We start from the raw sequence: 14551 nt of genomic DNA, 5'->3' as shown, positions 1-14551 counted from the left end.
GGACTCGCACATGCACGTGAGCGAATGCGGTTGCCTCAGGAGCCAATGAGCTCGCGGAGCAGGCGAATAGGATCGCCCTCAACGCTGACGACCTCTCGCGCCGCACCGAAGCAAGAGCGACCGAACCTTATGACGTGGAATGGACTGTCGGCTGGGTCGACGAGCACCGCTTCTTCATCGCCAACCAAGGACTCGACCCTGCGCACAATGTGCGATTCCGCCTGGGAGGCCCATGGAGTGCTGGGCGGCACAAGGGCCCCGCGGTCGTTGCGCCATGGACGGACTTCGAAGTGCCCTGTGACACGACTCTCTCGCAGGGCAGGCTCGACGGAGACATGGTGCAACTCCGCATCGTGTGGACCTCGCCGGCCGGGACACCACACAAAGCCTCTCTGGAGATTCCCGGGCGGGACGTCTTCCGCCACCGCCGTGCAGTTGGATGACCTCCTCCCACCGAGCAATGCAGTCACCGCGGGTGCCCGGTCCCACTCGTCGCACACGAAACTCGCTGTCCGCTAGAAAAGTCGAAGCCCACGAGTCACTTCGGAGTAGGACTTCAAACGAGCGTTCCGCCTTTACGGGCGAGGAACGGGCGACGCCGCCCCGCTCACCAGAGCCGGAGACGCTTCGCCGGCAGCAGGTCGCTCATCGCCACCGCGACGGTGTCGTCGCCGCGGGTGATCCAGACGCGCGCGTCGGGCCAGTAGTCGGTGAGCAGTTCGGCGCACACGCCGCACGGCTCGATCACGTGCTCGCTGCCGCCCGGGCGGCGCAGCACACTCACCCCGGCCAACACGGTCCCGGCGGAAGCGATCACGTTGCCCGCGGCGACGCCCTCGGCGCACACCGAGGAGCGGCGGGCCGAGCCGTCGACGTGCACGCCCGTGACGATCCGGCCGTCGGCGAGCCGGAACGCGGCCACCACCTCGTGCCGGCCCTCGCGGTAGACCGCGCCGAGCTGCGTCCGCGCGGCCTCGAGCAGCTCGGCATCCGCGTCGGACATCGCCGCGGGACGCCCGAGCGGCGGCCGATGGGTCACACCGGCACCGCGATGCGCATGATGCGGGCGTAGTTGCCACCCTCGACGAGGGCGCGGTCGGCGGCATCCGGGATCGCCTTCGCGATCTTCATGCGCTCGAGGTCGAAGTCCGACCCCGGCCACTCCGAACCCATGAGGATCTTCTCGGGCCCGAGCCGCGCGTACGCGCGCTTCACGTCGGCCATGAGGGTCGCGGAGGTCTCGAGGTACACGTTCTCGCGGCGCTCGGCCACGATGATCGCCTCGGGCACGTTCCAGACGGCACCCATGTGGGCGATGATCGTCGGCACGTCGGGGTGGTCCTTGGCGATCTCCTCGATCGAGAACGGCGCGCAGAAGGCGTCATCGAGCGCGTTGATGATGACGGCCATGCCGTTCGCGGCGCACGCGCGGAACACCGGGTCGAGCAGACCGTGGTCGGCGACGTGGTAGCCGTGCATGCTCGGGTGGAGCTTCAGACCCCGGATGCCGGCATCCGCGAGTCGCTGGATCTCCTCGACCGCGTCGTCGGCCTGCGGCATGACCTGCCCGAACCCGATGAACCGGTCGGGGTGGGCGTCCTGCAGCCCGATGATGAAGTCGTTCTCGATGCGCTGCGCGAGCGAGCACACCATCGCCATGTCGACGCCGGCGGCATCCATGCGCGAGAGGATGCGCTGCGGATCGAACGGGACGTGGGCGGGCGGCTCCTCACCGGGGCGTGCGCCGGTCAAGTAGTCGGAGCGGCCCCGGACGTCTTGGGTGGTGTTGTAGGCGTCGATGATCATGGGCACTCCTGGCAGTCGAGGGGAAGGAAGAGGGGGGATCCGGGTTCAGACCGGGACGGGGATCGCGGCCGTCGCGACGGCTTCGATGAGGTGGACGCGCTCGGGGGTGCGGCACGCCAGGCGCACGCGCTCCCCCACGGCGAGCGCCGACAGGTCGGTCGACGGAGAGAGGGAGGCGACGACCTTGCGCCCGTACGGGGTCACGAGCTCGAGGCGGTAGCGCGAGCCCTGGAAGCTCACGAGCCGCACCGTCCCCTCGACCGACCAGACCGGGGTGGTCTCGTCGGGCGCGACGACGCTCATGTCCTCCGGGCGCAGCACCGCGGTGGCATCCACGATCAGGCCGGCGGTGTCGTCGACGAGCGCGCCGTCGGAGACGGGCAGGAGGTTCGCCTCGCCGAGGAAGCTCGCAACGTACGCGTTGACGGGCCGGCGGTAGAGGTCTTCGGGCGTGGCGACCTGCACGAGGCGCCCCTCGTGCATGATCGCGACGCGGTCCGACATCGTCAACGCCTCGGTCTGGTCGTGCGTGACCGAGACGGTGGTGATGCCGACCTTCCGCTGGATGCGGGTGATCTCCACCTGCATCTGTTCGCGCAGCTGCTTGTCGAGGGCGGCCATGGGCTCGTCCAGGAGCAGGATGCCGGGGTTGGCGGCGAGCGCGCGGGCCAGGGCGACGCGCTGGCGCTGTCCGCCCGAGAGCGACGCCGGCGAGCGATCGGCCATGCCGGGGAGCTGCACGAGCGACAGCATCTCGTCGGCGACCGCGCGACGCTCCTTGACCGGGCGCCGGGCCGCGAGCAGCGGGAAGGCGACGTTGTCGCCGATGTTCAGATGCGGGAACAGGGCGTACGACTGGAACACGACGCCGACGTTGCGCTTCTGGGGGGCGAGACGTTCGACGTTCTTCCCGTCGAAGGCGACGTGACCGGCATCCACCGCCTGGAGCCCGGCGATGACGTTCAGCAGCGTCGACTTGCCGCTGCCGCTCGCGCCGAGGAGCGTGACGAACTCCCCCGGCTGGACGTCGAGCGAGACGCCCTTGAGGACGTGGTTGGCGCCGAGGGTGACCTCGACGTCGGTGACGGAGAGTGCGACGGTCATTCGATGACTCCTTCCGGGCGGACCGCCGCGGTGCGGGCGCGCTCGCGGCGTGCTCCGGACCGGCGCGATGCGCGGCCGATGACGAGGGGGACGACCGCGAGGACCACGATCGCGAGAACGGAGACGAGCGTCGAGGCCGCCGTCAGCTCCGGGGAGAACGCCTCGGATGCCGCGTTCAGCATCTTCAGCGGGAGGGTTTGGACGCCCGGCGGCAGCAGGAAGACCGCCAGCACGACCTCGTCGAACACGACGACGAACGCGAACAGCGCGCCCGAGAGGATGTAGGGCAGCAGGGCCGGGAGCTCGATCTTCCACAGCACGAGCGGCCAGCGGGCACCGAGGGTCCACGCGGCCGGCCGCAGCGCCGGGTCGATGCGCGCGACGCCACCCGAGACGATGACGAACACGTACGGCAGCGCGAGGAGCGCGTGGCCGAGGACCAGGGTCAGCACCGAGCCGCGGAGGAACGACAGCTCGGACCCGGCGCCGTAGAGTCCCACGGCGTAGGCGATCGGCGGGAGCGCGATCGGGACGATGAACAGGGTCCGGATCCACCGCTGGGCGGCGCGGCTCCGGACCCGCGTGAGGCCGATGGCGCCCACCGCTCCCAGCACGGTGGCCAGGAGCGTGGCGGCGGCGCTCTCCCACAGCGAGAAGGTGAAGGCGTTCATCCAGCGCCGGTCGCCGAGGACCTTCGCGTACCACTGCAGGGAGAACCCGTCCGGCGGGAAGAGGATGAAGCCGCCCTGCGTCCACGAGGTGGACACCAGGATGAGGAACGGCACGATCAGGAGCAGGCTCGCCAGCAGCGCGACGAAGATGACGGGGATCCGCCAGGCGCCCAGGCTCCGGGCAACGGTGGTCGTCATGTCAGCCCCACTTCTCGCTCACCTTGAACAGGCGGTCGGCGACGAGGTAGATGAGCATCGTCCCCCCGACCAGCAGGATGCTCATGGCCGCCGCCAGATCGGGGCGGTCGGCCTTGCTCATCTGCGCGTTGATGACGCCGGAGACCGTCATGTTGGCGGGGCCGCCGAGCAGCAGCGGCGTCACGTAGAAGCCGAGCGACATCACGAAGACCAGGACGCCGCCGCTGATGACCGAGGGAACGATGTGCGGCCAGGTCACCGTGCGGAAGGTGAGGAGCGGACCGGCGCCGAAGATCGTGGCGGCGTTGAGCTGCTCCTTGTCGATCGACTGGAGGGAGCTCATCACGGGCAGGACCGCGAACGGGAGCATGACCGCGATCATCGCGGGGTACATGCCGGCGACGGTCTGGTAGATCTCCACGGGCTGGTCTCCGAGACCGATGACGCCCAGGAACCAGTGGATCGCCCCCTTCGGGAGTTCCAGCAGCACCCACCCGAACGAGCGCACCATGACCGACGTCCACAGCGAGAGCAGGAGCGCGGCCAGGAGGGCGACGCGGAGCCAGGCCGGCGACGTCACGATCGCGAGCGCGTAGGCGGCCCCCAGGATCATGGTGAGCACCATCGTCACCACCGCGATCACGACGGTGCGGCCCAGGGAGCCGAGGAACGCCGGCACGGCGAACGCCTCGGGGTACGCGGAACCGCCGCCCTCGAACGACATCGCGACGAGGGCGATCATCGGGACGCCGAGGGCGATGGCGAAGAAGGCCAGGGGCGGCCACACGAGCCAGCGGACCTCGGCTCGGCTGATCCCGCCGCGGAGTCCGCCGGCGGACCGCGCCCGCGGCATCCTCGTGGCTAAGGTCGCACTGCTCACGGGTTCATGCTCCTCGGTCGAGATTGCGGGGGAGTTTCCCCCGGGAGGGATCCGTGTCGGCGGGGTCAGCCGACATTGTGGATCCAAAGTTAGCTCTTGTGGATCCGATTGTAAACGGGCCGTGTTTCCGGCGGGTAACAGCGCACCCGGAAACAGCGGAAGGGCGCCTCCCCGGGGGGAGACGCCCTTCGTGAAAGTGCGGGAGATCAGCCCGCGAGCCACGCCGTGTAGGAGTTCAGCAGCAGGTCCGCGTTCTCGGCACGCCACTCCTCGCCGTACGACAGGAGGTTGGTGTGGGAGGGGGCGTTCACGACCTCCGACTTGACGTCGTCGGGGAGCTCGTCGAACACCGCGGGGTTGACGGGGCCGTAGCCGGTGCGCGTGGTGAAGACGGCTTGGCGGGCCGGGTCGTTGATCCACGAGGCGAGGGCCGCGACGGCATCCGGGTTCTTGGCCGACTTGGGGGAGACGAAGCCCGAGGGGATCGCGAAGGCCTGGTTCCACTGGACGGTGATGTCCTGCCCGGCGTTCTGCAGGGCGCGGAACTGGCCCGTGACGGTCACGGCGATGGCCACGCTGCCGCTGCTCAGCAGCTGCTGCGTCTCGGGGTAGGACTGGTAGAAGACGAGGCTGTCGCGGATCGAGTCCAGCTTCTTCTCCGCGCGCGGGATGTCCAGCGGGTAGAGGTCGGCCGGGTCGACGCCATCCGCGATGAGGGCGATCTCGTACGAGGAGTCGTACGAACCGGGGTCGCCGGGCCACGCCCGCTTGCCCGGGAAGGTCGTCGTGTCGAAGAAGTCGGCCCAGTCCTGGGGTCCGCCGTCCGGGAACGTCGAGGTCAGCCAGCCCTGCGCGATGCCGAAGACGAAGCCGCCGATGTAGTACGGACGGACGTTCTCGGGGAGGAGGCTCCCCTGGGCGTCCGCGGGGACCTCGGCGAGGTTGTCGAGGTTGGGCAGGATGTCGGAGATGCCGGCCTGGAAGATGTCGTAGTCACCCTCCTCGCCCTTGAGCTCGCTCTTGTAGACGGCGTCCTCGATGCTCGTCGAGACGACATCGACACCGGTCTCGTCGATGAAGCTGTCGAAGTACGCGACCTGGCGGCTCTCGTTCGTCGGCCCGCCGTAGTCGGCCCAGACGACCTGGCCGCTGAGGGCGGCGCCGTCGCTGGAGGCGGGCTCGGAGCCGGTGGCGCCGGCGCAGCCGGCGGCCAGGAGGCTCATCGCGGCGAGTCCCGCGACAGTGGCGGCGATGCGCCGGGAGCGGTTCGGGGTCTTCATGATGGGGGTACTCCTCGTGCTGTACGGAAGGGGCGGAGCGGACGCGGCGCGTGTCGGGTCACGCGTCGCACGCGGCGGCCGGGTGGAGAATCATGGATGTATCTGGTGTGGAACTGGATCCAATATTGCAGGATTGGATCCGCTTGTACATGCCGGGATTGTTTCGCGGACGTAAAACGTCGGTCATTCCCCCGGCGTACGCCCGGTGAACCCGAGGATCCCCTCGATTCCCGCGGTCACCGCCAGCAGCTCCGCCTCGCCGCGATGACGGCCCATCACCTGCATCCCGACCGGCAGATGCCCGTCGAAGCCCGCCGGGGTGACGACCACGGGGTGCGCGGTCACCGTGAAGCGGTTCGCCAGCATCTGCCACCGGAAATAGCGATCGTAGACGGCGTCCCCCACCCGCTCGACCCACTCGACCTCGGCGGGAGGCGCCGCGACCGGGGTGGCGGGGGCGACGATGACGTCCACGTCGACGAAAAGGCGCTCGGTGCGCCGGAACACCTCCGTGCGCGTCCGCAGCGCATCGGCGAGCTCGGTCGCCGTGATCCGTTCGCCCTGGCGGACGTTGCGCAGCAGGTCCGGGCGCATGAGCTCCGGATGGGCGGCTGCCTCGCCCCGGTAGGAGGCGAAGAAGTTGTACATCTCCACGATCTCCCAGGCCGCCTCGGTATCCGTCAGCTCGAGATCCAGATCGACGACGTCGTACCCCGCGGCCACCAGGGCCTCGCGCGTGCCGGCGTGGACGGCGGCGACCTCGGCCGAGATCGGGACACCCCCGGCGTCCCGGCTCCACCCGATCCGGACGGACCCCGGATGCCGCGGCGTCAGTGACGCGAACACGGCCGGATCCTCCGCGATCGAGAGCGGCGCCATCGGGTCGGGCCCGGCCATCGCGGCGAGCGCGTAGGCGACGTCGTCGCTCGTGCGCGCCATGGGCCCGAGCACGCCGTGCGCCGTCCAGCCGTTGTCGAGCCGGCCGCTCGCGACACGGCCGGGGGTCGGGCGGAGCCCCACCACGTTGCAGAACGCCGCGGGGTAGCGCAGGCTCCCGCCGCTGTCGGAACCGTCGGCGAACGGCAGCATCCCCGCCGCGACGGCCGCCGCCGCTCCCCCGCTGGACCCGCCGGCGTGGCGGGACAGGTCGTAGGGGTTGCGGCACGTGTCGGCGATCGCGCTGAAGGTGAGCGTGCCGAGCCCCGCCTCGGGGGTGTTGGTCTTGCCGATGACGAGCGCGCCGGCGCGCCGCATGCGCCCGACGACCATCGCATCCGCGCGGGCGGGCGCGGCGTCCGCGTGCAGGCGGGAGCCGTGGCGGGTCGGCAGTCCCTCGACGTCGAGGAGGTCCTTCACGGCGGTGGGCAGTCCGTGGAGCATCCCCACCTCGTCACCGCGCGCGACCGCCGCGTCGGCCTCGCGCGCCATCGCGAGCGCCTCGGACTCGGGCACCATCGTCACGATCGCGGCGATCGCCGGATTGTGCTCCTCGATCCGCGCGAGGTGGGCGCGCATCACCTCCTCGGCGGAGAACTCCCGGGCGCGGATGCCGGCGGCGAGCGCGCGGGCGCTCCGTCGGTGCAGGGGGGTGTCGGTGGGGGTCATCCGGGGGTCTCCGTCCGGTCCAGGAGCGCGACGGGGCGCGCGACGAGCATGTCGGTGAGGCGGGCGTCGTCGACGCCGACGCCCGCGAGGAGGGGGACGATGCGGGTGAGGACGTGGCCGTACCCCATCCCGCCGTAGCGGGTGAGCTGTCCTTTGGTCCACACGGAGCAGCTCAGCGTGATCGCCGCGTCGGGCCGTGCGGCCACGAGCGCACCGAGGAAGTCGAGGCGCTCGCGGTCGGTGTGGTCGCGGATTCCGCCGCCGAACGAGTGGTCGCTTCCGAAGGCGAACTCCACCACCGCGCCGGTGTCGACGACGTCGGCGACGTAGCCGAGGTCGAGCACCTTGTCGATGTTGCAGAACAGGATCCGCTCGGGTGCGAGGCCTGTGGCGGTCAGGATGCCGGCGACCTCGGGGCCGCGCCGCGCGGCGGCATCCAGGCGGATGCTCACCGACGCTCCGGCCTCGGCTGCGGCGCGTCCCGCGGCGCGGAGGGCGCGTCCCTCGGCCGCGGTGATCTCCGCGCTCGTGCCGAGGAGCCCGAGCAGTCCGGCGCGGAACGACGTCCCGGGCACGGCATCCGTCAGCGCCGTCCGGAAGAGCCCGAACATCTCGGCCTCGCTGAGATCGCGCCACCCCGCGGGCAGGGTCTTGTCGATGTACGAGCCGTAGGCGGCGACGATGTGCACCCCGCTGCGGCGCGCGATCTCGGGCAGATCGGCGTGCCGCGGCCCCATGCCCCACGACGTGGCCTCGACGACCGCGTGCAGGCCCGCGGCTCGCGCGGCGGCGAGTTCCTCGGCTGCGGTGTCGGGCGCGTCGAGCGTGAGGTTGTCGGGCATCGACATCCAGTTCCACCGGAGGTCGCCCCACGTCTCCAGGCGCGGCGGCCCGTCGAGGAACGATCCGTCCGGCAGGGGTCGGGCGAGACCCCGCGAGTCGGTGAGCAGGTGCTCATTCGTGGATGTCGGCCCCCACCCCTCCGGGGAGACGGGCCCGAGGACCGTCTCGATCACGCGCCGGCCGATCCGTACACGGTGCGTCCGCCGACGACCGTGCGGCGCACGCGCAGTCCGCGGAGCGCCTCGACACCGGCATCCACGGGGTCCGCCGACCACAGCGCCCAGTCCGCGAGCAAGCCGGGCCGGATCATGCCGCGGTCGTGCTCGGCGAGGCTCGCGTACGCGGCGCCGGTCGTGTACCCGGCGAGCGCCTCGTCGAGCGTGATGGCCTCGGACGGGTCGAGCGGGTCGGGGGAGTTCGCGACGAACCGCGTCACCGCCTGCCACATGAGGTGCCGCGGGTCGAACGCGAAGTACGGTCCGTCGGATCCGAGCGCGAGCACCGCGCCCGCGTCGATCCACGACCGCATGGGGTTGGCGCGCTCGGCGCGCTCCCCCAGCTTCTCGCGGAGGCCCACGCCGTTGTGCCAGATGATCGAGGGCTGGAGGGATGCCACGGTCCCGACGCTGCCGGCGAGACGCATCGTCTCGGAGCTCGGCTCGAGGTAGCCGTGGATGACCTGGTAGCGGTTCTCCCCCACCGCGGCGCCGGCGCGCGCGTACTCGCGGGCCACGAGCGCGATGGCCGCTCCCCCCACGGCGTGCGTGCCGACGCCCCAGCCGTTCGCGGCGCAGAACGCCACGAGGCGGGCGTAGTCGGCATCCGGGATGCGCTGCTCGCCGCGGTAACCCGAGGCGTCCCACGGCTCGTCCAGCAGCGCCTGCCCCTTCAGGGCCTCGCCGTCGGCGTAGACCTTGATCGGGCCGAGGCGCAGGACGTCGTCGCCGAAACCCGTCGAGACCCCGGTGCCCGCGAGGTGCGCGATCACGGCGTCGACGTCGGGGGTGTCGGGCGACCCGATCTCGAGGTAGGGCATCGCGACGGTGCGCATCGTCAGTCGGCCGCGGCGGTGGGCCTCCTGGTACCCGCGCATCTCGTCGATCGTGACGGCGGGGTCGACGACACCGGTGAAGCCGAGGGCGTGGAAGAGCGGCTGGACGAGATCGAGGGCCGCGACCCGCTGGTCGAGCGTGGGCGGCGCGTCGCCCGTCCAGTCCTCGTCGTCGAACGTGCGCGCCATCGCGTCGATGAAACCGTCGACATCGACGTCGGCGGCCACGTGCTCGCTCGCCTTGAGGCCTCCGCGCTGCATGTGCAGGTGCGCGTCGATCAGGCCGGGGAGCACCACCCCGTCGAGCTCTTCGACCGCGTGGTCGGCGGGGAGCACGGCCCGCACTTCGTCGATGCCGCCGACGGCGACGATCGTCCCGGCGCGCACGGCGAACGCCTCGGCGCGCGGACGGTCGGGGTCCATCGTGCGCACGGGCGCGATGTACAGGGTCGTGATGTCGGTCCGGGGGGACGGGGTCATGCGGGCTCCTCGGCGGGGACGGCGGGCGGGTCAGAGGGGCGGGCGGCGCGCCATCGTGTCGGCGACGGCGCCCTCCCAGGTCAGGCCGAACTCCAGCAACGTGCGGTCGGCGCGGTAGGGGCCGACGAACTGCACGCCGATCGGCAGCCCCTCGGTCGAGAACGAGAAGGGCAGCGACAGCGCGGGCATCGCGGTCGCCGTGATCCGGCTGCACGAGCGCTGCCAGGAGTAGTACCGGTCCATCGCGACGCCGTCGATCTCGGTGGGGTACTCCCACTCGACGGGGAACGGCAGCACCTGGACGCACGGGGCGAGCAGCAGATCGACGTCGTCGAACAGCGCCTGGAACCGGCGGAACAGGCGCGTCCGGGCGCCGGCCGCGCGCACCAGCGTCTCGGCCGTGAATCCCGCGGCCCACGCGATGTCGTCCTTCAGCGTCTGCTTCACGAGGTCGGGGTGCTCCGCGGCCTCGTCGCCGTGCGCGTCGAGGAACTCCAGCGACCGGAACGTCTCGAAGACGAGGTCGGCCTCGGACAGGTCGAGGTCGACGGGGATCACCTCGGCCCCGAGGTCGGCCGCGAGGCGGGCGGCCGCGTCGGTCGCCGCGCGCACCTGCGGGTCGAGCGGCAGCCCGCCGAGGTCGGGGCTGTAGGCGATGCGCGCCCCCGCGAACGGGCGGGGCTGCAGTGACAGGAAGAGCGCAGGATCCTCGTCGATCGACAACGGCGCCCGACGCTCCGGCGCCGAGATCACCGACAGCAGCAGCGCCGCATCGCGGACGGTGCGCGCGAGCGGACCGAGCACCGAGCCCGGGTCCCACGCGTTGCCGGGACGGGCCGAGGCGACGCGGCCCGCGGTCGGGCGGAGCCCCACGAGGTTGCCGAACGACGCGGGGTTGCGGATGCTGCCGCCGAGGTCGGATCCGTCCGCGACCGGCAGCATGCCGCTGGTGACGGCCGCGGCGGCGCCGCCGCTGCTGCCCCCGGCCGAACGGGCGAGGTCGTACGGGTTGCGCGTGATGCCGAAGACGTCGTTGAACGTGTGCGAGCCGACGCCGAACTCGGGGGTGTTGGTCTTCCCGACGAACACGGCCCCGGCGTCGCGGATCCGGCCCGAGATGACGCTGTCGGCCTGCGCGACGGTTCCGACGTGGATGCGCGATCCCGACGTCGTGGGCAGCCCCGCGACGTCCATGAGGTCTTTCACGGCGAACGGCAGACCGTGCAGCGCGCCCATCGAGAGGCCGCGCGCGCTGAGGGCGTCGAGTTCGCGCGCGCGATCGATGGCCTCGTCGGGGCGGTACGAGACGATGGCGTTGACCGCGGGGTTGATCTCGTCGATGCGCTCCAGGTGCGCGCGCACGACCTCCTCCGACGACACCTCGCGGCGGCGGATCGCGTCGGCCAGGTCGGCGGCGGCGCGTTCGGTCAGTTCGTGCGTGCTCATGCGGCGTCCTCGATCAGCATCCGGGCGATGTTCTCGCCCACCACGACGGCGGGCATGGCGGTGGTGGCACGGGGGACGCGGGGCATGATCGCGCAGTCCGCGACGCGCAGCCCGTCGATCCCGTGGACGCGTCCGCGCGCGTCGACGACGGCGAGCGGGTCGTCGGCGAGTCCCATCCGGCACGTGCCGACCGGATGCCAGTAGTTGTCGGGGTTCGCGTAGAGGTGGGCCGCGAGTGCCTCGCGCGTGAAGGTGTCGGGGCCGGGGTGCAGCTCTCGGCCGACGAGGGGCGCGAGGTCCGGTGACGCGGCGAGCTCGCGGAGGATCCCGACGCCGTCGACGAGCATCCGCACGTCCGCGCCCTCCGGATCGGTCAGGAACCGGTGGTCGATGATCGGCTTCGCCTCGGGGTCGGTGCTGCGGAGCCGCACGAAACCACGCGAGCGCGGGAGGAGCGCCGACGTCCCGATGCTCCACCGCGTGCGTTCGCCGCGATGCGTCGGACTGTACGGGAGGAAGTGCAGGTCGAACGCCTCGCTCTCCAGGCTGGATGCCGCCTTGCCCATCGCCTGCTCGTCCGGGGCCCATCCCGCCGCGCGGGCGGCATCCATCTCCGCCGTCATCCGCGCCGACCCCTCCCAGTTCATGAGCAGGAACGGCTGATCGTGGAGGTTCTCCCCCACCCCGGGCAGGTGCTGGACGATGGGGATGCCGAGCGGCGCCAGCTGCGCCGCCGGGCCGATGCCCGAGCGCAGCAGCACGGTCGGGGAGTTGTACGCCCCGCCGGCGAGGACCACCGTGCCCGCGCGGACCGTGCGCGTCTGGCCGCGGTGGACGACGACGACACCGGTCGCGCGGCCGCCCTCGACGACGACGCGGTCCACGAGCGCCTCGCCGACGATCGTGAGGTTCGGGAGCGCCCGCGCGGGATCCAGGTACGCGAATGCGGTGTTCACGCGCACGCCATCCTCGATGTTCACGTCCTCGGGGGCGAAGCCCGCGTTCTCGTCGAGGTCGTTGAGGGTGGCGACGCGCGGCATGCCGACCGCGGGGGCGGCGTCGTACCAGGCGTGCTGCCAGGGAGTGAGTTCGGAGGCGAGGTACCGGCGCACGCGCATGCGCCGCGCGCCCTCCTCGAACAGCGGCCGCAGGTCGTCGGCCGCCCACCCGGTGAGCCCCGCCTCGGCCCACGCGTCGTAGTCGCGCCGGTGCCCCCACGTCTGGGTGCAGCCGTTCATGTCGGACGATCCGCCGATCGCGCGCGCCCGCTCGAACCCCACCTTCCACGGGTAGGTGTCACCGGAGTCGTAGCCCCAGTCGTGGGAGCGACCCAGGCGAGTGGCATCCACGAGATCCGCGGGCCAGGCGGCGTCGCCGCGGGGTCCGAAGTCGGGACCCGCCTCCAGGACGAGCACCTCGCGGCCGGACTCGGCCAGCCGTGCCGCCACCACGTTGCCCGCCGTGCCGCCGCCGACGACGACGTACTCGGCCGCGGCGGGGAGGGGCGTCGTCACGCGGGCACCGGTGCGCCGTCCAGCGACGCGTGCACGTCGGCGGCCGTGACGAGCGCGTCCCGCTGCAGGTACTGCACGGCCTCGAGGGCGTTGTCGTGCGCGCGCTGGGTGGACCCGGCCACGCAGTCGGTCACGACCCGCACGCGGTAGTCGTGCTGGTGCGCGTCGACGGCGGTGTAGTGGATACAGACGTCGGTGAGACCACCCACGAGCACGACCGTGTCGGCCTTGTAGGCCTTCAGCACGATCTCGAGCTCCGTGCCGAAGAACGCCGAGTAGCGGCGCTTGCGGATGAGGAACTCCTCGGGCTGCGGGTCGAGCCACGCCGCGATCTCGGTGTCGGGGTCGCCCTCGATGCAGTGCGGGCCCTCGGCACCGTCGAGCTCGCGGCCGATGTCCACCAGTGAACGCTTGTGCACCTCCTGGATCCAGACGACGGGCACCGCGGCCGCGCGGGCGCCGTCGACCAGCGCACGGACGCGCTCGCGGCGCTCGGCGCGACCGCCCATGAGGACGGGGATGCCGCCCTCCTCGGGCGGGGTGGTGCCGGCACCGCCCTGGATGTCGACGACGATCAGGACGGTGCGGCCGACCAGGTGGGCGGGGCCGATGCCGGTCTCGGGTGCGGTGTCGGTCATGGGGACCTCCTAGAGCGTCGGGCGGTCGAGCAACCGCCGCGGAGTGTGGATGAGGATCTGGTCGGCGACCGCCGGGTCGCCGGCGATCTTCGCGATGGCGGGGCCGATGCGGGCGAAAAGGTGGTCGTAGCCGCGCCCGCCGTTGCGGCGGAGGTTCGCCTGCGCCCACACGTCCTGGGCGATGACGAGCTGGGCGCCGTACCCCTCGGACAGCAGCCACTCGACCATCTGGAGCCGCTCGGCATCCGTCGGGTTCCGGAGGTCGGCGCCGCCGTAGTAGAAGTCCGACCCGAACGTGTCGTAGGCGAGGACGGCGCCGGCCTGCGCGATGTCGCGGTGGTAGGCCTTGTCCCAATACTCATCGAGGTGGCCGATGATCACGCGGTCGGGCGACATGCCCTCCGCCACCAGCACCTCGAGCACCTCGGTCCCGGCCATGCCGCGGAACGACTGGTGGGTGTAGACGGCGGCGCCGGTCTCGGCACCGGCGCGCGCGGCCGCGCGGAGCGAGCGCCACTCGGCATCCGTCACGGGATAGCTCGTGCCGATCTCACCGAGGAGGGCGGGAAGGATGCCGGTGCCCTCGATGCCGTCGCGCAGCTGGGTCAGCAGCAGCTCGGTGAGGGTGTCGACGTCGGCGGTCCGCACGTCATCGGGCATCGTGGGCTCGACGTAGAACCCCGCACCGACCATGACGTGCACGCCCGACCGGCGGGAGATCTCGGGGAGTTCGGCCAGGCGCCGGCCCATGCCGTCGAGCGTGAGCTCGACGACGCCCGATCCCCCCGCGGTGACGACGTGCGCGAGCTCCTCGGCGGCGACGTCGGGGTCGTGCAGGACGATGTTCTCGGGGATCGAGAGGAAGTTCCACCGGAGGTACGCCATGAGCTCGGGGCCCATCGGGACGCCCTCGGGCGGCAGCTCGGTCGGCGTCTTCGCCCAGATGCGCAGGTCGCTGAGCAGGTGCTCGTGCATCGACGTGCGGCCCAGGTCGGCGGCGTCGATGGGTCCTCGGACGGTGTGCACGGGCATCGG

Annotated in this window: 13 protein-coding genes; all 13 read right to left on the bottom strand. The window is 71.7% G+C overall.

Annotated elements, in window-relative coordinates:
• Positions 1 to 607: 607 nt before the first annotated feature.
• Positions 608 to 1039, bottom strand: coding sequence for a hypothetical protein (locus P8R59_RS08635; protein ID WP_278103604.1), 432 nt, complete (start codon positions 1037 to 1039; stop codon positions 608 to 610).
• Complete coding sequence (locus P8R59_RS08630) at positions 1036 to 1806, bottom strand: amidohydrolase family protein (RefSeq protein ID WP_077050697.1); 771 nt, start codon at positions 1804 to 1806, stop codon at positions 1036 to 1038. The genes P8R59_RS08635 and P8R59_RS08630 overlap by 4 nt, the downstream gene beginning before the upstream one ends.
• A gap of 45 nt (positions 1807 to 1851) precedes the next feature.
• On the bottom strand, positions 1852 to 2910 hold the full coding sequence (locus tag P8R59_RS08625; protein WP_278103603.1) for an ABC transporter ATP-binding protein: 1059 nt from the start codon (positions 2908 to 2910) through the stop codon (positions 1852 to 1854).
• Positions 2907 to 3779 carry an ABC transporter permease gene (locus P8R59_RS08620; protein WP_077050699.1) on the bottom strand — a complete coding sequence of 291 codons (873 nt, stop codon included), beginning with the start codon at positions 3777 to 3779 and terminating at the stop codon, positions 2907 to 2909. Before P8R59_RS08620 ends, P8R59_RS08625 begins: the two co-directional genes overlap by 4 nt.
• Before the next feature lies 1 nt (position 3780).
• Positions 3781 to 4659 (bottom strand): ABC transporter permease, encoded by an 879-nt coding sequence (locus P8R59_RS08615; protein ID WP_278103602.1) that lies wholly within the window; start codon positions 4657 to 4659, stop codon positions 3781 to 3783.
• 206 nt (positions 4660 to 4865) lie between these two features.
• A complete protein-coding gene (locus P8R59_RS08610) occupies positions 4866 to 5939 on the bottom strand; it encodes an ABC transporter substrate-binding protein (RefSeq protein ID WP_278103601.1) in 1074 nt (357 codons plus the stop codon).
• A 183-nt stretch (positions 5940 to 6122) separates the two neighbouring features.
• The gene (locus tag P8R59_RS08605; protein WP_278103600.1) at positions 6123 to 7544 is read right to left on the bottom strand and encodes an amidase; all 1422 of its coding nucleotides are present in this window, start codon (positions 7542 to 7544) and stop codon (positions 6123 to 6125) included.
• The gene (locus P8R59_RS08600; protein WP_278103599.1) at positions 7541 to 8560 is read right to left on the bottom strand and encodes a hypothetical protein; all 1020 of its coding nucleotides are present in this window, start codon (positions 8558 to 8560) and stop codon (positions 7541 to 7543) included. The genes P8R59_RS08605 and P8R59_RS08600 overlap by 4 nt, the downstream gene beginning before the upstream one ends.
• A complete protein-coding gene (locus tag P8R59_RS08595; RefSeq protein ID WP_278103598.1) occupies positions 8557 to 9918 on the bottom strand; it encodes an amidohydrolase in 1362 nt (453 codons plus the stop codon). Before P8R59_RS08595 ends, P8R59_RS08600 begins: the two co-directional genes overlap by 4 nt.
• Positions 9919 to 9948: 30 nt before the next feature.
• Positions 9949 to 11364 carry an amidase family protein gene (locus P8R59_RS08590; protein ID WP_278103597.1) on the bottom strand — a complete coding sequence of 472 codons (1416 nt, stop codon included), beginning with the start codon at positions 11362 to 11364 and terminating at the stop codon, positions 9949 to 9951.
• Positions 11361 to 12878 carry a GMC family oxidoreductase gene (locus tag P8R59_RS08585; protein WP_278103596.1) on the bottom strand — a complete coding sequence of 506 codons (1518 nt, stop codon included), beginning with the start codon at positions 12876 to 12878 and terminating at the stop codon, positions 11361 to 11363. The genes P8R59_RS08590 and P8R59_RS08585 overlap by 4 nt, the downstream gene beginning before the upstream one ends.
• On the bottom strand, positions 12875 to 13516 hold the full coding sequence (locus tag P8R59_RS08580) for a cysteine hydrolase family protein (RefSeq protein ID WP_278103595.1): 642 nt from the start codon (positions 13514 to 13516) through the stop codon (positions 12875 to 12877). Before P8R59_RS08580 ends, P8R59_RS08585 begins: the two co-directional genes overlap by 4 nt.
• A 9-nt stretch (positions 13517 to 13525) precedes the next feature.
• Positions 13526 to 14548, bottom strand: coding sequence for a phosphotriesterase family protein (locus P8R59_RS08575; RefSeq protein ID WP_278103594.1), 1023 nt, complete (start codon positions 14546 to 14548; stop codon positions 13526 to 13528).
• Between the last annotated feature and the right edge of the window lie 3 nt (positions 14549 to 14551).

The sequence above is a fragment of the Microbacterium proteolyticum genome (assembly GCF_029639405.1).
Lineage (GTDB): Bacteria > Actinomycetota > Actinomycetes > Actinomycetales > Microbacteriaceae > Microbacterium.
This window is presented reverse-complemented; position numbering and strand designations above follow the sequence as displayed.

Excerpts from the sequence above, each read along its gene's own strand:
- P8R59_RS08630 (WP_077050697.1), bottom strand. The coding sequence starts at position 1,806 with ATGATCATCGACGCCTACAACACCACCCAAGACGTCCGGGGCCGCTCC.
- P8R59_RS08575 (WP_278103594.1), bottom strand. The coding sequence starts at position 14,548 with ATGCCCGTGCACACCGTCCGAGGACCCATCGACGCCGCCGACCTGGGC.
- P8R59_RS08620 (WP_077050699.1), bottom strand. The coding sequence starts at position 3,779 with ATGACGACCACCGTTGCCCGGAGCCTGGGCGCCTGGCGGATCCCCGTC.
- P8R59_RS08580 (WP_278103595.1), bottom strand. The coding sequence starts at position 13,516 with ATGACCGACACCGCACCCGAGACCGGCATCGGCCCCGCCCACCTGGTC.
- P8R59_RS08610 (WP_278103601.1), bottom strand. The coding sequence starts at position 5,939 with ATGAAGACCCCGAACCGCTCCCGGCGCATCGCCGCCACTGTCGCGGGA.
- P8R59_RS08605 (WP_278103600.1), bottom strand. The coding sequence starts at position 7,544 with ATGACCCCCACCGACACCCCCCTGCACCGACGGAGCGCCCGCGCGCTC.
- P8R59_RS08625 (WP_278103603.1), bottom strand. The coding sequence starts at position 2,910 with ATGACCGTCGCACTCTCCGTCACCGACGTCGAGGTCACCCTCGGCGCC.
- P8R59_RS08595 (WP_278103598.1), bottom strand. The coding sequence starts at position 9,918 with ATGACCCCGTCCCCCCGGACCGACATCACGACCCTGTACATCGCGCCC.
- P8R59_RS08590 (WP_278103597.1), bottom strand. The coding sequence starts at position 11,364 with ATGAGCACGCACGAACTGACCGAACGCGCCGCCGCCGACCTGGCCGAC.